The organism is Phenylobacterium sp. CCH9-H3, assembly GCF_001557235.1.
In the GTDB taxonomy this organism is placed as follows: domain Bacteria; phylum Pseudomonadota; class Alphaproteobacteria; order Caulobacterales; family Caulobacteraceae; genus Phenylobacterium.
This window is the reverse complement of the sequence record NZ_LSJI01000298.1, coordinates 1-19,686: the sequence shown is the minus strand read 5'-3', so window position 1 is coordinate 19,686 and position 19,686 is coordinate 1. Positions and strand designations below refer to the sequence as shown.

Annotated in this window: 18 protein-coding genes and 1 tRNA gene; 4 read left to right on the top strand and 15 right to left on the bottom strand. The window is 68.4% G+C overall.

The window, feature by feature from the left end; genetic code table 11:
• Window positions 1-614, bottom strand: a 614-nt coding sequence (locus tag AX721_RS26165) for a HAMP domain-containing protein (protein ID WP_369796620.1), incomplete at its 3' end; no start/stop codon positions are given.
• A gap of 227 nt (window positions 615-841) precedes the next feature.
• Here AX721_RS26165 and AX721_RS26160 point away from each other — a divergent pair.
• Together AX721_RS26160 and AX721_RS26155 are read left to right on the top strand one after the other, a co-directional pair.
• The gene (locus AX721_RS26160; protein ID WP_068878892.1) at window positions 842-1,621 is read left to right on the top strand and encodes a nucleotidyltransferase; all 780 of its coding nucleotides are present in this window, start codon (window positions 842-844) and stop codon (window positions 1,619-1,621) included.
• Complete coding sequence (locus AX721_RS26155; protein WP_068878891.1) at window positions 1,605-2,360, top strand: metallophosphoesterase; 756 nt, start codon at window positions 1,605-1,607, stop codon at window positions 2,358-2,360. The genes AX721_RS26160 and AX721_RS26155 overlap by 17 nt, the downstream gene beginning before the upstream one ends.
• Window positions 2,361-2,497: 137 nt before the next feature.
• Here AX721_RS26155 and AX721_RS26150 read toward each other — a convergent pair whose 3' ends face one another.
• The 3 genes from AX721_RS26150 to AX721_RS26140 form a co-directional block, all read right to left on the bottom strand.
• On the bottom strand, window positions 2,498-3,760 hold the full coding sequence (locus AX721_RS26150; protein WP_068878890.1) for an MFS transporter: 1,263 nt from the start codon (window positions 3,758-3,760) through the stop codon (window positions 2,498-2,500).
• A gap of 58 nt (window positions 3,761-3,818) precedes the next feature.
• On the bottom strand, window positions 3,819-6,047 hold the full coding sequence (locus AX721_RS26145) for a TonB-dependent receptor (RefSeq protein WP_068878889.1): 2,229 nt from the start codon (window positions 6,045-6,047) through the stop codon (window positions 3,819-3,821).
• Window positions 6,048-6,221: 174 nt separating this feature from the next.
• Complete coding sequence (locus AX721_RS26140) at window positions 6,222-6,914, bottom strand: TetR/AcrR family transcriptional regulator (protein WP_156467393.1); 693 nt, start codon at window positions 6,912-6,914, stop codon at window positions 6,222-6,224.
• A gap of 101 nt (window positions 6,915-7,015) precedes the next feature.
• Here AX721_RS26140 and AX721_RS26135 point away from each other — a divergent pair, with 101 nt between their 5' ends.
• Window positions 7,016-8,287 (top strand): DUF418 domain-containing protein, encoded by a 1,272-nt coding sequence (locus AX721_RS26135; RefSeq protein ID WP_068878887.1) that lies wholly within the window; start codon window positions 7,016-7,018, stop codon window positions 8,285-8,287.
• Here AX721_RS26135 and AX721_RS26130 read toward each other — a convergent pair.
• The 9 genes from AX721_RS26130 to AX721_RS26095 all read right to left on the bottom strand — a co-directional run bounded on the left by AX721_RS26130 (window position 8,284) and on the right by AX721_RS26095 (window position 17,346).
• On the bottom strand, window positions 8,284-10,167 hold the full coding sequence (locus AX721_RS26130; protein WP_068878886.1) for a matrixin family metalloprotease: 1,884 nt from the start codon (window positions 10,165-10,167) through the stop codon (window positions 8,284-8,286). The genes AX721_RS26135 and AX721_RS26130 overlap by 4 nt on opposite strands.
• A 152-nt stretch (window positions 10,168-10,319) precedes the next feature.
• Complete coding sequence (locus AX721_RS26125) at window positions 10,320-11,900, bottom strand: amidohydrolase (RefSeq protein WP_068878885.1); 1,581 nt, start codon at window positions 11,898-11,900, stop codon at window positions 10,320-10,322.
• Window positions 11,901-12,024: 124 nt separating this feature from the next.
• Complete coding sequence (locus AX721_RS26120; protein WP_068878884.1) at window positions 12,025-12,429, bottom strand: DUF3574 domain-containing protein; 405 nt, start codon at window positions 12,427-12,429, stop codon at window positions 12,025-12,027.
• Window positions 12,426-13,592, bottom strand: coding sequence for an isovaleryl-CoA dehydrogenase (locus AX721_RS26115; protein ID WP_068878883.1), 1,167 nt, complete (start codon window positions 13,590-13,592; stop codon window positions 12,426-12,428). Before AX721_RS26115 ends, AX721_RS26120 begins: the two co-directional genes overlap by 4 nt.
• Window positions 13,593-13,627: 35 nt before the next feature.
• Window positions 13,628-14,941, bottom strand: coding sequence for a lysozyme (locus tag AX721_RS26110; protein WP_068878882.1), 1,314 nt, complete (start codon window positions 14,939-14,941; stop codon window positions 13,628-13,630).
• 70 nt (window positions 14,942-15,011) lie between these two features.
• Window positions 15,012-16,427 (bottom strand): magnesium transporter, encoded by a 1,416-nt coding sequence (gene mgtE / locus AX721_RS26105; RefSeq protein ID WP_068878881.1) that lies wholly within the window; start codon window positions 16,425-16,427, stop codon window positions 15,012-15,014.
• 152 nt (window positions 16,428-16,579) lie between these two features.
• A complete protein-coding gene (locus tag AX721_RS28865; RefSeq protein ID WP_369796621.1) occupies window positions 16,580-16,777 on the bottom strand; it encodes a GIY-YIG nuclease family protein in 198 nt (65 codons plus the stop codon).
• 108 nt (window positions 16,778-16,885) lie between these two features.
• Window positions 16,886-16,970, bottom strand: a tRNA-Leu gene (locus tag AX721_RS26100).
• A 64-nt stretch (window positions 16,971-17,034) separates the two neighbouring features.
• On the bottom strand, window positions 17,035-17,346 hold the full coding sequence (locus tag AX721_RS26095; protein ID WP_156467392.1) for a FliM/FliN family flagellar motor switch protein: 312 nt from the start codon (window positions 17,344-17,346) through the stop codon (window positions 17,035-17,037).
• Window positions 17,347-17,355: 9 nt separating this feature from the next.
• Between AX721_RS26095 and lipB the strand changes: the two genes are divergently transcribed.
• Window positions 17,356-18,078 (top strand): lipoyl(octanoyl) transferase LipB, encoded by a 723-nt coding sequence (gene lipB / locus AX721_RS26090; protein WP_068878879.1) that lies wholly within the window; start codon window positions 17,356-17,358, stop codon window positions 18,076-18,078.
• Window positions 18,079-18,258: 180 nt separating this feature from the next.
• Here lipB and AX721_RS26085 read toward each other — a convergent pair whose 3' ends face one another.
• On the bottom strand, window positions 18,259-18,654 hold the full coding sequence (locus AX721_RS26085; RefSeq protein WP_068878878.1) for a DUF805 domain-containing protein: 396 nt from the start codon (window positions 18,652-18,654) through the stop codon (window positions 18,259-18,261).
• A 22-nt stretch (window positions 18,655-18,676) separates the two neighbouring features.
• Window positions 18,677-19,686, bottom strand: a 1,010-nt coding sequence (locus AX721_RS26080; protein ID WP_156467391.1) for a biotin/lipoyl-containing protein, incomplete at its 5' end; no start/stop codon positions are given.

Below are 19,686 nucleotides of genomic sequence, written 5' to 3'. Positions count from 1 at the left end.
GCGGCCATGAAGTTCACGTTGTCGGTCAGGTCCTTCCAGGCGCCGGTCACGCCCTTCACCTGCGCCTGGCCGCCCAGCTTGCCTTCCGTGCCCACCTCGCGCGCCACCCGCGTCACCTCGGCGGCGAACGAGCCCAGCTGGCCCACCATGGTGTTCACGACCTTGCCGATCCGCAGGAACTCGCCGCGCAGCGGGCGCTCCTCGTTCTCCATATCCATGGTTTGGCTAAGGTCGCCCTTGGCCACGGCGCCGATCACGCGAGCCATTTCGGCGGTGGGATGGATCATGTCGGTGATCAGCGTGTTCACGGCGTCCACCGAAGCCGCCCAGGACCCCTGGGCGGCGGGCAGCTTGGCGCGGTGGCTGATCTTGCCCTGCCGGCCCACCGTATCGCCCAGCCGCTCGAACTCGCGGGTCATCCGATCGTTCTGTTCGACCACGTCGTTGAAGGCTTCCGCGATCTCGCCGGCCATCCCCGTGGCGCGCGGAAGGCGCACCGAGAAGTCGCCGCGGCTGAACGCGCGCAGCGCGGCCAGAAGCTGGGCCGTATCGACCTCGGCCTGAGGATGTGGAGTACGGCGGGCCTTGGCGGTCTTGGCAGCGGCAGCAGGCATGAACTCCCCCGACAGGATGGTCTGCAAAAGGGGACATCCCGATGGCGCCCACGCCGCGGCACACCCCCACCCTCACGGGAAACGTGGCCTTACGGCCACGGTTCCAGCTGGGCTGGAAATAAAGATTTGCCTCTGCCTTTGATGAACCTCCGGTTTAGCTCGCACAACCTAAAAGCGGCGCGCAGTCGCGACGGAACCGCACGGTGGCGGCGCCGTTCCCTGGACCGATGTCACAGGCCTATGACGCGTCCGCCTTCGAACCGCCGCCGGACGCCGAAGCGTTCTACGCGGAGAGCCTGCGCCTTCTGACGGCGTCCGGCATTCCCTTCCTGCTCTCGGGGACCTATGCGGTCTGCGCCTACACAGGCATCGTGCGGCCGACCAAGGACCTGGACGTCTTCTGCAAGGCGGGGGACTTCCCCAAGATCTTGGCCTACTTCCAGGAGCACGGCTATCGGACCGACGTCGAAGACGAGCGCTGGATCGCCAAGGTCTGGCAGGGCGAGCGCTTCTTCGACGTGATCTTCGCCATGTCGAACGGGGCGGCGCCCGTCACCGACGCCTGGTTCGAGGACAACTCCACCATCGAGGTCTACGGCGTCGAGGCCAAGATCACCGCGCCGACCGAGCTGGTGATCTCGAAGATGTTCATCCAGGACCGCTACCGCTACGACGGCGCCGACGTGGCCCACGTCATCTATCGCCAGGCCGACCGCATCGATTGGAAGCGGCTGCTGGGATACATGGAGCCCTATTGGGAGGTGCTGCTGATCCACCTCCTGAACTTCCGGTTCGTCTATCCGACCGAGCGTGACCTGATACCGCGTTGGTTGATGACCGAACTCACCGATCGTCTCGCCGCGCAGGTCACCCTGCCGCCCGCCCGCGTGAAGGTGTGTCGGGGCCGGATGTTCAGCCCGCGCGACTATCTGATCGACATCGCCGAGTGGGGCTTCGCCGACGTGGTGGGCAAGGGGCTGGAGGAGCGCCATGAGCCTATCGCCTGACACCGCCGCCAACGATGGCCCCGCCCGCCCCTTGCGGCTCGCCGCGATCGGCGACCTGCACGTGGGCGAGAACGCCGAGCGACCCTATCGCGATCTGTTCGCGCGGATCAGCCAGGAGGCCGACGTGCTGGCGCTCTGCGGCGACCTGACCAACTTCGGCAAGACCAGCGAGGCGGAGATCCTGGCCGAGGACCTGCGCGTCTGCACGATTCCCGTGGTGGGCGTGCTGGGCAACCACGACTACGAGTGCGGCCAGCCCTCGGAAGTGTCCCGCATCCTGCACGAGGCCGGGATGAAGGTGCTGGACGGCGAGGCCCTGGAGATCGACGGCGTCGGCTTTGCAGGCTGCAAGGGGTTCATCGGCGGGTTTGGGCGCCACATGCTGAGCGCCTTCGGCGAGCCGGAGATCAAGGCCTTCGTCCAGGCGTCCGTGGACGAGAACCTGAAGCTCGAAAGTTCCCTGCGCATGCTGCGGAACGAGCGCATCGTGGTGATGACGCACTATTCGCCGGTCCAGGAGACGCTGGAGGGCGAGCCGCCGGAGATCTTCGCTTTCCTGGGCTCGGCCCGGATGGGCGAAACCATCGACCGGTTCGAAGGGGTGGCCTGCGCCATCCATGGCCACGCCCACCGCGGCGCCCACGAGGGCCGGACCGCCGGGGGCGTTCCCGTCTACAACGTCGCGCGGCCGATCCTGAACCGCGACCTGGGCATCGAATACGCCCTCATCGAGGTCTGACCGCGGACCAAAAAAAAAGGCCGCACCCGGAGGCGCGGCCAAGTCATTAGGGAGGAAACGCCCAAAAGGGCGAGATCTTTCTGCGCCTTTGCTGCACCGCACGCAAGCCCTAATTTCATACTGCCGTGAAATCGATTTCAGGCGATCCAGTCGCGCTTCAGCCCGCGCGCGGCCAGGACGAACAGCACAGCGCTCACGACGTAGAAGCCAAGGCCGGAATAGATGGCGTAGCGAAGGGCTTCCGTACCGTAACGTGGCGTAAGTACGTCGGAAATCGCGCCGAAGTACCAAGTGCCCAGACCCAGGCCGATGAGGTTGTTCACGAACAGGAAGCAGGCCGAGGCGGTCGACCGCTGCGCCGGTGCGACAAGATGCTGCACTGCCGTAATGACCGGCCCCAGCCAGACCAGATTGAGGCCCGTGGGAATCAGGAACAGGAGGAAGGCCACCCACAGCGTCTTGGCCTGCACGGCCAGCACGAAACAGGGCAGCGCCAGCAGGAACGCCACGGCCGGGACCAGCAGATAGGCGGCCGGGCGCGCGCGGCCTAGCCGGTCGCCGAGCACGCCGCCGGCCCACACGCCGATGACGCCCCCCACCAGGGTCATGGAGCCCAGGAACAGCGAACGGTCGACCAGGCCCATGCCCAGGCTGCGCTCGAAGAAGCTGGGCAGCCAGAAGGCGACGCCGTACCCGCAGACCGACGAGGCCGCCGCCCCCAGCGAAATCAGCCAGAAGCTGGGCTTGGCCAACAGGGCGCGAACCCCGCCGGCCGGCGGCGCGCCCGCCGCGGCAGGGGCCGGGGGCGGCGAGGCCTCCCGCGGCGGCTCCTTGACGATCAGGCGGAAGATCGGCGTGAGGGCCACGCCGGCGACGCCCACCGCGATGAAGGCGGCGCGCCAGTCCACCGCGTGGGCGATGAGGCCTCCGAACAGGATGCCGAGCGCCGAGCCGATGGGGATGCCGAAGGAATAGGCCGCCAGCGCCCTCGCCCGCTGTTCCTTCGGGAAATAGTCGCTGATCAGCGAATAGGCCGGGGCCACGCCCCCCGCCTCGCCGATCCCCACGCCCATGCGGCACAGGAACAGCTGCCAGAAGCCGGTGGCCAGGCCGCAGAGGGCCGTGAAGCCACTCCACAGGGCCAGCGCCCCGGTCATGATCCAGGTGCGGCTCCAACGGTCGGCCAGGGCGGCGATCGGCACGCCGAGGCCGGTGTAGAACAGCGCGAACGCAAGCCCGCCCATCAGGCCTAGCTGACCGTCGCTGAGGCCCAGCTCGGCCTTGATCGGCCCCGCCAGGATCCCGAGGATCTGCCGGTCCAGGAAGTTGAAGGTGTAGGCGACGATCAGCACCGCCAGCACGACCTTGGGATAGGCGCCGGCGCGGGGGGTCGATGACATCGGGACCTGCAGAATCAGGAACGCCCGGCTCCGTGGGGAGCCGGGCGTCGATAGGAGCTTAGAACTTGGCCTGGAGCGAGAGGGTCACGGTGCGCGGCGGACCGTAGTAGGCGGTCACCGAGTTGCCGAAGAGCACGCCTGCCGACTGCGGGAAGTTGTAGCCGCCGATGCGATATTCCTCGTCGCCCAGGTTCTTGCCGTGCAGGCCGACCTGGTAGCGCTCGTCCGCCGAGGTCCAGACGATGCTGGCGTCCAGCAGCCAGTAGCTGTCCTGGTCGAGGATGGAGGGCACCTCGAACATGTGGAAGGACGAGCGGTAGGAGGCCGAGGGGATGACGGCGATCGAGCCGTGGTCGCCCAGGTCGTGACGCCAGGTCAGGCTCGCCGAGCCGTTCCACTTGGGCGTGTTCTGGAACACCCGGCTGTCGGCGAAGTCGCGCACGACCGGCGGCGACGAGGTCAGGTCCAGCGCCCGGTACTCGTCGAACTCGGCCTTGGTGTAGCCCAGCGAGAAGGTGGCGAAGAGCGACGAGGTGAAGGTCGCCTGGCCCTCGAACTCGGCGCCGTAGATGTGCGACTTGCCCACGTTCAGAACCTGGGAGGCGATCGAAGCCCCGACCGGCGTCTGCTGGGTGATCTGCTGATCCTTGTACTTCGAATAGAATACGGCCGTGTTCAGGGACAGGCGGCGATCGAAGAAGTAGCCCTTCAGGCCGCCTTCGAACGAATCCACCGTCTCCGGCTCGTAGCCGTCGACCGACGTGGGGGTCAGGATCGCGTCGGCGCGCATGTCGAAGCCGCCCGACTTGAAGCCCTGGCTGTAGGCCACATAGGTCGAAACGTCCGGCGTGATCTCGTAGCGGACGCTGACCCGCGGGGTGAACTTCTCGTAGGTGTCCGAACTGGTGAAGTTCGAACGGACAAGGCCCGGAATCGCGGTCGGGTTGCCGAACAGCGGGCTCTTCAGGCCGGTGAAGTTCTGGCGGTAGACCTGGCCGGTCTTCTTGTCGCGGGTGTAGCGGCCGCCGACCGAGATCGAGAGCTGATCGGTCACGTCATAGCTGACGTCGGCGAAAGCCGAGTAGCTCTTGGTGTCCACGTGGCCCGCGGTGGCGATCGACAGGTTGGCCTGCCCCACCACGGTGTCGAAGGCGCCGGCCGCCGTGGCGTTCAGGTAGTAGAGGCCGAACACGCCCTGCAGCCGCTCGCCCGAATAGAGCGCCTGGAATTCCTGGGTGAACTGGTGGTCGTTGTAGCGGGCGGGAATGTCGAGCAGCGCCGCCGGCTCGTTGTCGAAATCGATCACGCCTTCGGTCTCGCCGGCGCGATAGGCGGTGATGGACTTGAAGGTCAGGGTGTCGCTGGCCTTCCATTCGCCCAGCAGCGAGACGCCGCGGGCCTCCACCTTGTTCTTGTCGCCCGCGCCGGCGCGGGTGTCGTAGATGTCGTCCAGCACCGTGGCGGTCGGGATCGGCGCGCCCGTGGCGGTCAGGCCGGGGACCTCGCGGTGGCCGTGGCGCGGGTTGGAGCGGTCGGTGACGATATCGCCCGACAGGCGGAAGAACAGGTTGTCGGACGGCGTGACCTCGACGGTGGCGCGGGCGGCCTGGACGTCCTTGTCGTAATGCTCGGCGCCCGTGGTCAGGTTCTCGCCGAAGCCGTCGCGGTTGAACGTCGCCCAGGTCAGGCCAAGGCCCACGTAGTCGTTCACCTGGCCCTTGGCCGAGGCGATCAGATCGCGCTGGTCGTAGGAGCCGAGGTTGGCGCGCAGCTTGAGTTCGGGGTCGCCCTCGATCTTGGCGGTCACGTATTTGATCGCCCCGCCGATGGTGTTGCGGCCGTAGAGCGTGCCCTGGGGCCCGCGCAGCACTTCCAGCCGCTGGACGTCGAAGATGTCGAGGACCGCGGCCTGCGGGCGGGCCACATACACGTCATCGATATAGAGGCCGACGCCGGGTTCGAAGCCCCACAGCGGATCCTGCTGGCCGACGCCGCGGATGAAGGAGATCAGGGTCGAGTTCGAACCGCGGGCGACCTGCACCGTCAGGTTCGGGGTCGACTGCTGCAGGGTGGTGATGTCGACGGCGCCGGTGGCGGCCAGGCGCTCGCCGGTGACGGCGGTCACGGCGACCGGCACGTCCTTCAGGCTTTCTTCGCGCCGGCGGGCGGTGACGACCACTTCCTCGACGCCCACCTCGTCCGCGGCGGCGGTCTGGGCGATGGCGAGGGTGGGAACGACGGACCAGGCCGCGCCCGCGAGCAGGGCGGCTTTCACCAGCTTCTTCATGTATTTCCTCCCGAAGACGCCTTGGCCGCTCCCCATGAGCCGCCTGGAATCAACGATTTCACCACCAGGTGAATTAAGCGGGAGTGTTGGAACATTCCGACGCGAAGCGCCAGCGGCGTCACGCTTGGGCGCGCCGCTTTTTAATCGACTGATGAATTTGCGACACAGTCCCGGCTACCGCCGCCGGCGGACAACCTCTTCCAGGCCGGCCGCGCACCAGGCGTAGAGCCGCGCCCGCACCGCCTCGAGATCCGTGGACCGGCACAATCCGTCTGACAACTGGTCGATCCGACCTGTTTCGGACAGCGCCAGCATCATGGCGCCCGTCAGGAACTGATAGGCCCAGTAGAGGTCGCGCAGTTCGGCGTCCGGCAGAGCCGTCTTCAGCGTGTCCACCAGCTGATGGACGACCGGGTCGAAGAAGCGGTGCATGGTCTCGCCGCCCCAGGCGGGCGTGTTGTTCACCAGGGCCACCAGGCGGAAGTAGTTCTTCCAGCCCTCGTCATTGGTCAGCGACAGTTCGATCAGCGGATCGATAAAGGCCTCGATGATCCCCTCGGCGCTCATCGCACCCTTGTGGGCCTCGACGTAGGCCCGCATCGCCTCCAGACGCGCATCGTTCAGGATCTCGGCGCGGCGGGCGAAGACGCTGTCGAACAGCTCGCGCTTGGCGCCGAAGTAGTAGTGGATCAGGGCGGTGTCGACGCCGGCCTCGGCGGCGACCTGGCGCACGGTCACCCCGTAGAAGCCATGCTTCGAGAACAGGGCCTCGGCGGCATCCAGGATCGACTGGCGCAGGTCGGGCCCCTGCCCCTTGCGCCGGCGTCCCCGCAGCGCCCCTCCCGCCTGTCCGTCCGCGCGCGCCATCGCCCTCCCCGCTACGCCAAGGCTACCCGCTAGCACTGTTTGCCCGCGTTGACAGTCGGCGCGAGCGGGCCAAGCTTGATAACAATGATCGGGGGAAACGGATGACCAGCGCCAGCGCCGAGCGGCACCTGTCCATCGACGCGGTCCGCGGCATGGCGGTGCTCGGGATCCTGCTGATGAACATCGTGGGCATGGGCCTGCCCTCGTTCGCCTACATCAACCCCACCTACGCCGGCGGATCGACCGGGGCCGACTTCTGGATGTGGGCGATCAACAACGTCCTGACCGACGGCAAGATGCGGGCGCTGTTCACGATGCTGTTCGGGGCCTCGACCGTGCTGATCGCCGAACGGGCCGAGGGTGGACCGGGCCTGTCGCCCGCGGCGACCCACTACCGGCGCATGGGCTGGATGCTGCTTTTTGGCCTGGCCCACGCCTTCCTGTTCTGGTTCGGCGACGTCCTCGTGGTCTACGCCCTGGCGGGGCTGCTGATCTTCCCGTTCCGCAAGCTGCCGGCCCGCACCCAACTGATCATCGGCTCTACGATCCTCCTCGCGCTGCTGGGCAAGAACGTCTGGCAGGCCGGGGCGCTGGAAGCCCTGCACGCCGCCGCCACGGCGCCCGGCGCGCCCGCGGACGCGGTCAAGGCCTGGCGGCAGGCGTCCATGGCGGTCCAGGCGCCGCCGGAGGCCAAGGCGCTCGAGCTCGCGGGCTTCGGCGGCGACTTCCTCTCGGCCCTGCAGGCGCGGGCCAACATGGTCATGCTGTTCTACCTCGTGCTCCTGCCGACCGAGATGTTCCCCGAGGCCCTGGGCCAGATGTTCGTGGGCATGGCCCTCTTCCGCCTGGGCTTCTTCACCCTGGGGTGGTCCACGCGCGCCTATGTGGCGCTGCTCGGGTTCGGCTATCTGATCTGCGTCCCTTTCACCGCCTGGCTCGCGGCAGGCGTCGCCCAGTCGGGCTTCGACCCGCTGGTCCTGCACGAGCGCGAGGTGTGGCAGCAGACGACCCGCCCCTTCATCGGCCTCGCCCACGCCGCGGTCGTCCTGCTGATGGTGCGCGCGGGTCTGTTCAAGGCGCTGACGGACCTGTTCGCGGCCGCCGGACGGATGGCGTTCAGCAACTACATCGGCACGTCGATCATCACGAGCACCCTCTTCTGCGGCTATGGCTTCGGCCTCTATGGCGAGCTGTCCCGCGCGGAACTCCTGTGGGTGGTGGCGGGGGTCTGGGCGTTCCTACTGATCTGGAGCCGCCTGTGGCTGGACCACTTCCACTACGGCCCCTTCGAATGGGCGTGGCGCTCGCTGGTCCAGTGGAAGCCGCAGCGGATGCTCAAGGCGCGCGCGCCGAGCGCCGCCGCAGCGAACTAGGCGCCGAAGATCCAGCCGGGCGTCAGGGTCGCGAGGCTGACGCCCACAAGGGTCATCTGGCCGCCGCCCATCATGGAGATCACCGTGTCCGCGCCCGCCTGGGCCACCGTGTAGGCCGTGCCGGGATCCAGCTGCACCCTGTCGCCGTCGGCGAGGCTGAAGTCGGTGACCCGATCGATCCCGGCATCCCCGAAGGTGTGGAACACGTCGGCGCCCGCGCCCCCGGCGAGCGTGTCGTTGTCCCGATCGCCCGAGAGCCAGTCGTTCCCCGCCCCACCCGAGATCAGGTCGTCCTGCTGCCCCCCGCGGATCAGGTCATCGCCGGCGCCGCCCTCGCAGGTGTCAGCGCCCAGGTTGCCGTAGACGATGTCGGAGCCCTCGTCGCCCGCCAGCCGGTCGGGGTCCTTGCCGCCGACCACCCAGTCGTCGCCCGCGCCGCCCGAGGCGGTGTCGTCGCCGACGTTGCCGTGGATGTCGTCGAACCCGCCGCCGCCCAGCAGGCTGTCATCGCCCTCATCGCCGCGGAGGTAGTTCGCCCCCTCGCCGCCCGACACCGTGTCCGCGCCGGCGCCGCCCAGGACGGTGTCCGCGCCCGTTCCCCCGAAAACCTCATCGTTCCCATCGTCGCCGCTGATGGAATCGGCCCCGGCGTCGCCAACGAGCAGATCGGGCAGCGCCCCGCCGAGCAGCGTGTCCGCACCCACGTCGCCCGCCAGCCCTACGCTCTCCACGCCGACAAAACGCCCCCCGCCTGCGGTAAGGCTGGCGTAGCTCAGGATTGTCGGGGCGGCGCTGACCGGAACGAGCCACACGACGTCAAACCCTTCCCCGCCGTCGATCCGGCTGGCGCCATCCCGCACCACGATCAGATCATCGCCGGCTCCACCGGAGAGGTGGTTGGCGCCCGCCCCGCCATTCAGGCTGTCGCGGCCGTCGTCTCCGGTGAGGGTGTCCGCGCCGTCCATGCCCCAGAGGTCGTCGTCGCCAAGTCCCCCGGCCAGCACGTCGTCGCCGTCGTCGCCGTCGACGATGTCATTGCCCCCGCCGCCGATCAGGGCGTCGGGGCCCGATCCGCCTGCAAGCGTATCGGCGCCCTCGCCGCCGTCGATCGTATCGCCGCCACCGCGGGTCATGACGTAGTCCGCGCCGTCGCCCGCGGCGATCCGGTCGGCTACCGCCACGCCGGCCAGGGTGTCGGCGCCGGCGGATCCGGCCTGGGTGAGGATCAGGTTCGCCGCGTCCCACGACCAGGACGCCGCCTGGGTCCCGTCCGTCAGGGGTCCGCCATAAAGGTGCTGGACGGCCAGGATATCGAACGTCCCGAGCGCGGCCGCCGGCCCGCCCAGCGGATTGTAGGTCATCACCGTGTGGATCAGGTCGTCGAAGGCCGGATCGAGGATGACGTCGCCTTCGAAGGGGTGCTTCAGGCCTATGGCGTGACCGATCTCGTGGGCCAGCACATCGAAGCCGACCTGGCCGATGGCGATGAAGATGTCGCCGCCGAACTCCTCCTCCCAGGCGCCGTTCGGGAAATCCAGCACGAACGGCGTATAGGCGAAGCCCAGGCTGTCCTCGGCGTCCGACGGGGCGAAGGCGAAGTCGTAGGCGCCCAGGCGGATGTCGCCCAGACCGGCCGGGACCTCGATGAAGGTCAGGCCGCTGACATCCGCCCACGCCGCCAGCGCCGCGCGCGCAATGGCCTGCTCGGCGGCGTTGAACGGCTGGAAGCTGGCGAGGAAGGCCGGAGAGAACACGCCCGCGAACGCTGGCGAGGCCACCGCATCGAAGGAGTAGGTCACGAAGACCGGACGGCCAGCGACGCCCACCCCGTTCCAGGAATAGCCGGACAGCAGCGCGTCAAAGGTCGTGACCGTAGGCACGCGCCGAAGCCCCCAACACCTCGACGAGCGCGTGCAGAGCCCACGCCCGATCCCCCAGGCCGCGGACTTCAGGCCCCGCGGCCTGGCTTGGCAAGCTCACTCCCCGGTTGCGGGAATAATTCGGCCGAGACTGGAAGCTGCGCCGCCTGCCGCTATTTCGGCCGCTCCAGGGTCGGCCATTTGACGCCCAGCTGGTCGAGGTAGGTCGGATACTTCGTCTCGTCGTAGTACTGCGCACGCATGGCCGGGCGGAATTGAGCCATCATGTCCGCATTGAGCTCGATGGCCGGCTTGTCGCTGGGCGTGATCATCGGCACGTAGCGCTCGTCTTTGTTCTGGACCTTGACGAAGTAGTCCTTGGCGGCGGCGCGCAGCTCCGGCCGGGTGAGCAGGTCCAGGGTGGTCATGGCGATGACCTTGGCGCCGGCCACCACGCCGTCGTGGGCGATGGGCGTCGCCATCGAGATGGCGTTCATCCAGCTGTGGCCCGCGAGTCCCGGGATGTTGGACGGATAGTTCACGGTGATGGTCGGCACGGTCCAGGAGATGTCGCCGATGTCGTCCGAGCCGCCGCTCTCCGGCTTCTCGACCGGGGGCTCCAGCTTCTTGAGTTCGGTGGACAGCCCGTCCTGCTTGTCGGCGCCGACCTCCTTCTGGACGGCCTTGGCGAAGGCCTGCTGGTCGGCGGTCCACTTGGGCAGGCCCACGGCCTGGATGTTGGCGTAGGCGGCCTCGGCCATCGGCTTGTTGAAGTGGCGCGGGGCGGCCGTGCCCAGGATCCGTCGCTCGACCGTGGTGTCGGTCATCATGGCGGCGCCGTCGGCGATCTTGTTGCCGACGGCGTAGAGGTCGGAGATCCGCTTGAAGTCCTGCTCGCGGAAGAAATACCAGACCTTGGCCACCTGCGGCACGACGTTGGGCTGGTCGCCGCCGTCGGTGATCACATAGTGCGACCGCTGCTCCGGCCGGATGTGCTCGCGGCGGAATTCCCAGCCGATGTTCATCAGCGACACCGCATCCAGCGCCGAGCGGCCCATCCAGGGCTTGCCCGCCGAGTGGGCGCTGGCGCCGCGGAAGGCGTATTCCACCGAGACCAGGCCGGTGCCCGAAGGCTTGCCCCAGGTGGTGGCGAGGTTGTCGCCCACGTGGGTGAACAGCACCGCATCGACGTTCTTGAACACGCCCTCGCGGACCATGAACGCCTTGCCGGCCACCAGTTCCTCGGCGACCCCCGGCCAGAGCATCAGCGTTCCCGCGATGCCCTCCTTCTCCATCAGGTCCTTGACCGCCAGGGCGGCCACGACGTTCACCGCATTGCCGGAGTTGTGGCCTTCCCCATGGCCGGGCGCGCCCTCGACCATCGGCTTGCGCCAGGGGATGCCCGGGGTCTGCGAGGCCTTGGGGATGCCGTCGATGTCCGAGCCCAGGGCGATGACCGGGCCGCCGGTCTTGTTCGTCCAGGTCGCGACCCAGCCCGTGGGCAGGCCGGCGACGCCGCGGGTCACGGTGAAGCCGTTCTTCTCCAGGACCTCGGTGATGTACTTCGAGGTCTCGACTTCCTGGAACGCCAGCTCGCCGAAGCTGAAGATCTTGTCGTTCATCTGCTGGGCCAGCTTCGCGCGGGCCTGCACGCCGGCCACGGCCTGCTTCTTCAGCGCCGGAAGGCTGGCGGCGTCGGCCGCCGTGGTCAGCATCAGCGCCGCAAGCGCGATCGGCAGGCCCCAGGTTTTCATCTCACGGACTCCATCTTCGACGACACAGGAGACGTGAGACGCGATTCTGGCCTCGCCAGCCAGCGCCCTGCCCCCGCGGGGGACCATAGCGCCGGGTATCGGCGCCCGCGAGGCGCCATGCGCCCTACAGCGCGTCGCAGCCCGGAGGCGGCAGGACCACGACGGGCTCCTGCTTGAATTTGGTGCGATAGGCGGCGCGCACCGCCTCGACCTTGGCCCCGCCACCGTCGCCCGTGGTCGGCAGCACCACCAGCACCACCTTCGAGGCCTCGCGGATCAGGCGGTTCTCCGAGCCTTTCCACTGTCCGCCACCGTCCACGACCGTGACGCCGTCGGGGAAGCGCGGCGTGACCTCCTGGTCCACGAACCGGCGCAGCGCCCGCTCGTCGAGCGGCGCGGGGCCCTTGGCGCCAAAGAACAGCTGGGCGGTGCGGAGCGGGGCCTGGCCAGCGGGGCACGCCAGGGGCCGGGCCGCGCTCGCGCACCCGGCCAGGCCCAGCATCACGATCAGCGCCCCCGCCGCCTTCATCCGCCCACGAGCTCCCGGCCGATCAGGAAGCGCCGGATCTCGTTGGTGCCGGCGCCGATGTCGTAGAGCTTGGCGTCGCGGAGCAGGCGCTCCACCGGATATTCCTTGGTGTAGCCGGCGCCGCCCAGGGCCTGGATCGCTTCCAGCGCCACCTTTACGGCGTTCTCGCTCGCCATCAGGATCGCCCCCGCCGCATCGAACCGCGTGGTCTGGCCCGCGTCGCAGGCCCTCGCCACAGCGTAGACGTAAGCCCGCGCCGAGTTCAGCGCGACATACATGTCGGCCACCTTGCCCTGCATGAGCTGGAACGAGCCGATCGGCTTGCCGAACTGCTTACGCTCGCGGACGTAGGGCAGGACGATGTCGAGGCAGGCCTGCATGATGCCCAGCGGTCCGCCGGACAGCACCGTCCGCTCGTAGTCCAGCCCGCTCATCAGCACGCCCGCGCCGCCGCCGACGGGGCCCATGACGTTCTCCTCCGGCACTTCGCAGTCCTCGAACACCAGCTCGGCGGTGTCGGACCCGCGCATGCCCATCTTGTCCAGCTTGTTCGAGACGCTGAAGCCCTTGAATCCCTTCTCGATCAGGAAGGTGGTGATGCCCCGCGACGCCTCGTCCGGCGAGGTCTTGGCGTAGACCACCAGGGTGTCGGCGTGGGGTGCGTTGGTGATCCAGAACTTCGTACCGTTCAGGACGTAGCGGTCGCCGCGCTTCTCGGCCTTCAGCCGCATGGAGACGACGTCCGACCCGCTGCCGGCCTCGCTCATGGCCAGCGACCCCACGTCCTCGCCGCTGATCAGCTTGGGCAGGTAGCGCCGCTTCTGCTCGGGCGTGCCCCAGCGGCGGATCTGGTTCACGCAGAGGTTCGAGTGGGCGCCGTAGCTCAGACCCACCGAGGCGGAGGCGCGGGACACCTCCTCCATGGCCACCACGTGTTCGAGATAGCCCAGGTTCAGGCCCCCGAACTCCTCCTCGACGGTGATGCCGTGCAGCCCCAGTTCGCCCATCTGGGGCCAGAGGGCGCGAGGGAAGGTGTTCGTGGCGTCCACCTCGGCGGCCAGCGGCGCGATCCGTTCGGCGGCGAAGCGGGCGGTGGTGTCGCGGATGGCGTCGGCGGCCTCGCCGAGGCCGAACTCCATGTTGGGGCCGTGGTTCGAGATCATGCGCGGCTGTTAGCATGGCCGCCGCGCCGCGCGAACTAGTCGCGCTCGGCCTCGCGGCCCAGCCGTTGCAGGAGCCGGAACACCGCAACCACGACGAAGCCGACCCCAGCCAGCCCCGCGGGCCAGGCCACCATCAGCGGCGTGATCAGACCGCTCGCGGGCCCTCGGGCGCTCAGCCCCCAGAAGATGCCGAATCCGAAGAAGGCCAGGCCGAACAGCGCCAGCAGCAGGTCCCAGACGACCGAAACTTCCCTAGGCTTCGGCGCGGGCCGCGGACGGGCGGGAATGAACTCGTACGGCTGGGCCTCCGGCTCAGCCGCCGGCTCGGGCTCGTCGAAAGCGGCCGCGGGCGCCTTGGGGATCTCCAGGTCGTCCGCTTGCGCTTCGGGCTCGAGGACCGGCGGTTCCGCCACGACCAGCTCCGGCTCGACCTCATCCGACTCGACGTGCGGGGTGATCGGCGGCGCGAAATCGGCCTGCGGGCGCGGTTCGGCTTCGGGGCCGGGCTCGAGGATCGCGTCCGGCTCGGGCTCAGGCTCAGGCTCAGGCGAGACTTCACCCTCCGGGGCCGCGACCGGTTCGACGGGCTCGGGGTCGGGGATGATTTGTGGCTCAGGCTCGGGGAGCGGTTCAGGCTCCTCGCCCGGATGGGCGAAGATCGTCTCGAGCCGGGCGGCGACGGCCTCCGCCGCAGCGGTGACCGCCGGACGGGCGGGTTCGGGTGCGGACGTGGCGGGTCCGACCTCCTCCAGCGTCGCCTCGCGGCGGACCCTGACGCGATTGTCGTCGAACGAGGTCTCCAGCTCCACCGGGCGGCGCAACGGCACGAGGTCGAGCGCGTCCAGGTCTATGGCCGGCCGGATGATCGGCGACGGGGCGGAGGCGAAGTCGTCGCCCGGCGGGGTCAGGAACAGCGCCTTCTCGGCGGCGCGGCGGCGCACCAGCGCATCCACGACGATCCGCTCGCCCTCGAAGTCGGCCTTGCGCCACAGCTCCATGGCGCAGGCGGCCTGCACTGCGGCCCCGGCGTTGAGCCGCTTCAGCACCTGGCTGCGGCGGAAGTTGTCGAGGCCGATGTTGAACGCGAAGCTGCAGATCGCGTCGTACTGGTTCTGGCTGAGCGGCGCGTAGACGTTCTCGTTGACCGTGTGCTGGACGCTGATCAGGTCGTAGACCAGCAGCGCCTCGGCGTCGGGCTCGGAGACTTCAGCCCCTTCGCGGGCCGTCAACGTGTGGCCATAGCCGATCATCCAGCGGCCATCGGGCAGCTGGGCGGCGTGTCGGCGGTAGCCTTCGAACCGCTTGATCAGTTCGATGGCCGCCCGGGAAACGCGATGGCGCGAGAGCATGGCTCCCAATCGTCCCAAATCGGCACAGGCGGCAGGCGCCTGAACGGATCAGGCGCAAGCCTGACGCCAGTTACAACAGGATTAGCGCGACGAGGCCCAGGAAGGCGAAGAAACCTGTGAAGTCCGTCGTGAAAGTCACGAAAACAGATGAGGAAACGGCAGGGTCCCGGCCCATGCGCTCCAACGCCAGCGGGATCACGGCCCCGGCGAGCGAGGCGACGAACAGGTTGATCATCAGCGCGAGGCCAAAGGCGATCGAGAGCCGCAGATCCTGGAAAAGGCCGAAGACGACGCCGCCGGTGAGAATCGCCAGCACCAGCCCATTGGTCAGTCCCACCACCATTTCACGGCTGACGGTCCGCACGGCGTTGAAGGCGGAAAGCTCGCGGCTGGCCAGGGCGCGCACGGCTACGGCCAGGGTCTGGGTGCCGGCGTTGCCGCCCAGCGACGCGACGATGGGCATCAACGCGGCCAGGATCGCCAGCTTCTGGATCTCCTGCTCGAACGCCCCGATTACGCTGGCCGCCAGGGCGGCCGTCACCGTGTTCACCAGCAGCCAGGGCAGACGCGAGCGGACGATGCCGATGACGCCCGCGTCGCGGCCGGCGTCCGACACACCGGCCAGGGCCAGGATGTCCTCCTCGCCCTCTTCCTGGACGACGCCCACGATGTCGTCGACGGTGATCTGACCCACCAGCCGCCCGCCCGTGTCGACTACCGGGGCGGAGATCAGGTGGTACTTGTCGAAGATGTAGGCGACCTCTTCCTGGTCGAGGTCGACGGTGATTTCCGTCACCGGCTCCATGATCTGGGCCAGCGGCGTCGCCCGGGCGCTACGCAGCAGCATGCTGACCGGCACCGCGCCCACCGGCTTGTAGGCCGGGTCGACGACATAGATGTCGAAGAACAGCTCGGGCAGCTCGTCGCTGTCCTTGCGGAAGTGGTCGATGGCCTGCCCGACGGTCCAGAACTGCGGCGCGGCCACCACCTCGCGCTGCATCAGGCGGCCGGCGGTCTCGTCCTCGTAGGAGAGCGTGCTCTCGATGGCCGCCCGCTCCAGCTCGGGCATGGCCGCCATCACCTCGGCGCGCTTGTCGTCCTCCAGGTCGTCGACCACGTCGGCGGCGTCGTCGGACTCCATCTCGCCGATGGCCTTGGCGAGGGTCGCCGACGGGACGTGCTCCAGCACCTCCTCCCGGATCTCGCTGTCCAGCTCGGAGAGGATCTCGGCCAGGGTCTCGGGATCGAGGTGCGGGATCAGCTCTTCCCGGGCGTCGGCCGACAGGAAGCCCATCAGGTCGGCCACGTCCGCGGGATGCAGCGCGCTCAGCAGTTCGCGCAGCCGCTCGGCGTCGCCCCGGTCCAGGGCGTCCGCCACGTCCGAGACGAATTCCGGGTTCAGCGCGTAGTCGTCGTCGAGGGCTAGGTCTTCGAGGTCTTCCTCGAGGTCCACGAGCTCGGTGAGGTCGTCCGTTTCGCGTACCATGCGGACCTCCCCGGCTATATCTGGACGGCTCTGCTCGTTCCCTGGTTGAGACCCTGATTCACGGGTGCGGTCGAGAGGATCGCCGCCAGCAAGCCGGGCCACTCACGTCGGCCAAAGCCGCTTGCGAGCGAACGCATGGCCTGAGCCGGATTTCAAGTAGGTCTCGAACGCCTCCGCCTGTTCCCGTTCCCCAAAACGACATAGGTGGCCAGTTTCCAGGGCCCGTGCTTCGACGCGTGCGGGGACTTGCCGCCGTTGTGTTCGCGGACCCGCGCCCGAAGGTCCGACGTGACCCCAATGTAGCGCTTGGCAGGGTTCGCGAGACTCACGAGGAGGTAGACGTAGTGCAGGAGAGCCCCTCCGGCGACCGGCCCTGCTACGCCAAGGCTTCGCAGGGCATCCTGCTTCGCCTCGACCCACCTCGTTCAATCCTGCGAAGCCCGGAGGGCGAAGCAGGATGGTGCGGTCGAGAAGACTCGAACTTCCACGGGTTGCCCCACAGCGACCTCAACGCTGCGCGTCTACCAATTCCGCCACGACCGCTCGTGGTGAGGCGCGGCAGGTAGCAAACCCCGCCCGCCTTGTGAAGTGCGTTAAAATATAAGGCTCAGGCGTTGCCCGCCATGTAGTCGTAGACGTTGGCTTCGCGCGTCACCGTAATGGCGATCCGCTCGTCGTTGATCTGGATTTCGCCGCGGGCCACCGGGTGGTTGTTGGCGAGAATCCAGACCTCTTCGTTCACGGTCGTATCCAGCGGAATCACCGCGCCGCGGCCCATGCGCAGCAGCTGCGCCATGGGCAGGGTGGCGCGACCGAGCACCACCTGGATTTCGACATTGACCGCCTTGACCTGGCTCACGAAGGAAGACCCCGAAACTGAACTCACGGGCTTTGCGTGACGCACGCCCGAACCCCACATTGGGCCGACATGCTTGACCGCACGTTAAATATGCCCGGCGAAGCGCTGTTCGGTCGCACCGATGGCGCCCCTGTCGGCTGGGCCGTCTCGCGCGGGCCGGTGGGCTATCCCGAGGCGGTCGCCGCGATGGAATCCAGGGCCGCGGCCATCGCCGAAGGCCGGGCCGGCGAGCTGGTCTGGCTGCTGGAACACCCGCCGCTCTACACCGCCGGTGTCTCGGCCAAGCCCACGGACCTGATCGACCCCGGCCGATTCCCCGTCTTCGAGAGCGGCCGCGGCGGGCAGTTCACCTATCATGGCCCCGGTCAGAGGGTGGCGTACGTCATGCTCGACCTGACGAAGCGCCGCCGCGACGTCCGCGCCTTCGTGGCCGCCCTGGAAGCCTGGGTGATCGAGGCGCTGGACGCCTTCAACGTGAAGGGCGAGGTTCGCGAGGGCCGCGTGGGCGTGTGGGTCGAGCGCCGCCAGCCGGGCGTCCCGCCCCGCGAGGACAAGATCGCCGCCATCGGCGTCAAGCTGCGCAAGTGGGTGTCGTTCCATGGGATCTCGCTGAACGTCGAGCCGGACCTCGCCCACTTCGGCGGCATCGTCCCCTGCGGCGTCAGCGAGCACGGCGTCACCAGCCTGGTCGACCTGGGCCTGCCGGTGACCGTGGACGAGGCGGACGCAGCGCTTAAGGCCAGCTTCCGGCGGGTGTTCGGGGCGGTGGAAGAGGCCGAAGCGCCGATATAAGCCGCGCGTCAGGCTTCTCCTTCCATGTCATCCCGGTTTTGGCCGAAGGGCAAAGACCGGGACCCCGATATGTGGCGTCGATCGACAAAGCGGGGCGGCTCCCCGTCTCATTCCAAAATGCGACACATCGGGGTCCCGGTCTTCGCTGCGCGAAACCGGGATGACATCGGTGGGGGACGCTTATACCGGCGCCAGCATCACCGGGTTGAGGCCGTAGCGGTTGGCGCCCTGCTCGCCCGGCATCAGGGCCAATTCCACGAAGGCCCAGACCAGGACGAGGAAGAAGGCGAAGTCCAGGAAGCCCGAGGGATGCGGCCATACGGCCACGACGGACGTCAGGATCAGCGCCGCCCACCACCCGGACCGGCCGCGATCGTGCAGCCGCTTCGAGAGCACGCAGGCGCCCGCATAGAACAGCGCGGGATAGACGAGCACACCCGTCATCCAATGCAGCGCCGGCTGCGAGACGGCCGCTTCGTAGAACGCGGCAAGGATCAGCAGCACCGCCGCCGCGATCAGCGACGGCAGGCGCGGGGCCCGGCCCTGGCTTGAAAAGAAGAGCTCCGCAAAGCCCATCGAATCCCCCGAGCGAAGACGCTCAGGCGAACTCTACCAGAACCTCGTCGGCCGCGACGCTGTCGCCGGACTTCACATTGACCGCCTTGATGGTCCCATCCCGCTCGGCGCGCAGGATGTTCTGCATCTTCATGGCCTCCAGCACGGCCACGACCTCGCCGGTCTTGACCTCCTGGCCCTGGGCCACGTCGATGGAGACCACCAAGCCGGGCATCGGCGACAGCACCATCTTGGACGTGTCGGCGGCCTTCTTGGGCGGCAGCTTCTGGTGCAGCTCGGCCGAGCGCGGCGTCAGCACCAGCACATGCAGGGTCGTGGCGCGGTGCCGGATCACGAAACCCTCGGCCGCCGGCTTCACCGCCACGGTGAAATCCCTGCCGTCCAGATTGCCCCGGAACGACGGCTGCCCGGGCCGCCACTGGATGTCCTCCAATCGCAGCCTGCGTCCGTCCGCGTCGATCGTGAGGCCGCCGTCGACTGCGGCGACCTTCATCGACTGCTGCTTGTGCCCGGCGACCACAATCCACTCGCTGCGCACCTGGTCCGGGGCGACGCGGGCCAGCATCGCCCGGTGCATGGCCAGGGCCACCGCGCCCATCAGGTCGCGCTGCGCGTCGGTCGGCGGCAGGCCCTGGAAGCCGTCGGGGAACTCGTCCTTGATGTAGTTGGTCGAGAGCTTGCCCGACCGGAACCGCGGCTGGTCCATCACCGCGGCCAGGAAGGGGATGTTCTGGCCCAGGCCTTCGATGTGGAAGTCCTCCAGCGCCCGGCCCATGACGTCGATCGCCGCCTCCCGGGTCTTCCCCCACGTCGACAGCTTCGAGATCATCGGATCGTAGAACATCGAGATCTCGTCGCCCTCGCGAACGCCCGCGTCGTTGCGCACGAAGCCGCCGTCCACGTCGCCCTCGGCCGGCGGCGAATACCGCACCAGCCGGCCGATCGACGGCAGGAAGCCGCGATACGGATCCTCGGCGTAGATCCGGCTCTCCATGGCCCAGCCGTTGATCTTCAGGTCCTTCTGGGCGAACG

What these genes read in the sequence shown, in the direction of transcription:
- AX721_RS26160 (WP_068878892.1), top strand. Translation starts at nt 842, where the DNA reads ATGTCACAGGCCTATGACGCGTCCGCCTTCGAACCGCCGCCGGACGCC.
- AX721_RS26155 (WP_068878891.1), top strand. Translation starts at nt 1,605, where the DNA reads ATGAGCCTATCGCCTGACACCGCCGCCAACGATGGCCCCGCCCGCCCC.
- AX721_RS26150 (WP_068878890.1), bottom strand. Translation starts at nt 3,760, where the DNA reads ATGTCATCGACCCCCCGCGCCGGCGCCTATCCCAAGGTCGTGCTGGCG.
- AX721_RS26145 (WP_068878889.1), bottom strand. Translation starts at nt 6,047, where the DNA reads ATGAAGAAGCTGGTGAAAGCCGCCCTGCTCGCGGGCGCGGCCTGGTCC.
- AX721_RS26140 (WP_156467393.1), bottom strand. Translation starts at nt 6,914, where the DNA reads ATGGCGCGCGCGGACGGACAGGCGGGAGGGGCGCTGCGGGGACGCCGG.
- AX721_RS26135 (WP_068878887.1), top strand. Translation starts at nt 7,016, where the DNA reads ATGACCAGCGCCAGCGCCGAGCGGCACCTGTCCATCGACGCGGTCCGC.
- AX721_RS26125 (WP_068878885.1), bottom strand. Translation starts at nt 11,900, where the DNA reads ATGAAAACCTGGGGCCTGCCGATCGCGCTTGCGGCGCTGATGCTGACC.
- AX721_RS26120 (WP_068878884.1), bottom strand. Translation starts at nt 12,429, where the DNA reads ATGAAGGCGGCGGGGGCGCTGATCGTGATGCTGGGCCTGGCCGGGTGC.
- AX721_RS26115 (WP_068878883.1), bottom strand. Translation starts at nt 13,592, where the DNA reads ATGATCTCGAACCACGGCCCCAACATGGAGTTCGGCCTCGGCGAGGCC.
- AX721_RS26110 (WP_068878882.1), bottom strand. Translation starts at nt 14,941, where the DNA reads ATGCTCTCGCGCCATCGCGTTTCCCGGGCGGCCATCGAACTGATCAAG.
- mgtE (WP_068878881.1), bottom strand. Translation starts at nt 16,427, where the DNA reads ATGGTACGCGAAACGGACGACCTCACCGAGCTCGTGGACCTCGAGGAA.
- AX721_RS26095 (WP_156467392.1), bottom strand. Translation starts at nt 17,346, where the DNA reads ATGTGGGGTTCGGGCGTGCGTCACGCAAAGCCCGTGAGTTCAGTTTCG.
- lipB (WP_068878879.1), top strand. Translation starts at nt 17,356, where the DNA reads ATGCTTGACCGCACGTTAAATATGCCCGGCGAAGCGCTGTTCGGTCGC.
- AX721_RS26085 (WP_068878878.1), bottom strand. Translation starts at nt 18,654, where the DNA reads ATGGGCTTTGCGGAGCTCTTCTTTTCAAGCCAGGGCCGGGCCCCGCGC.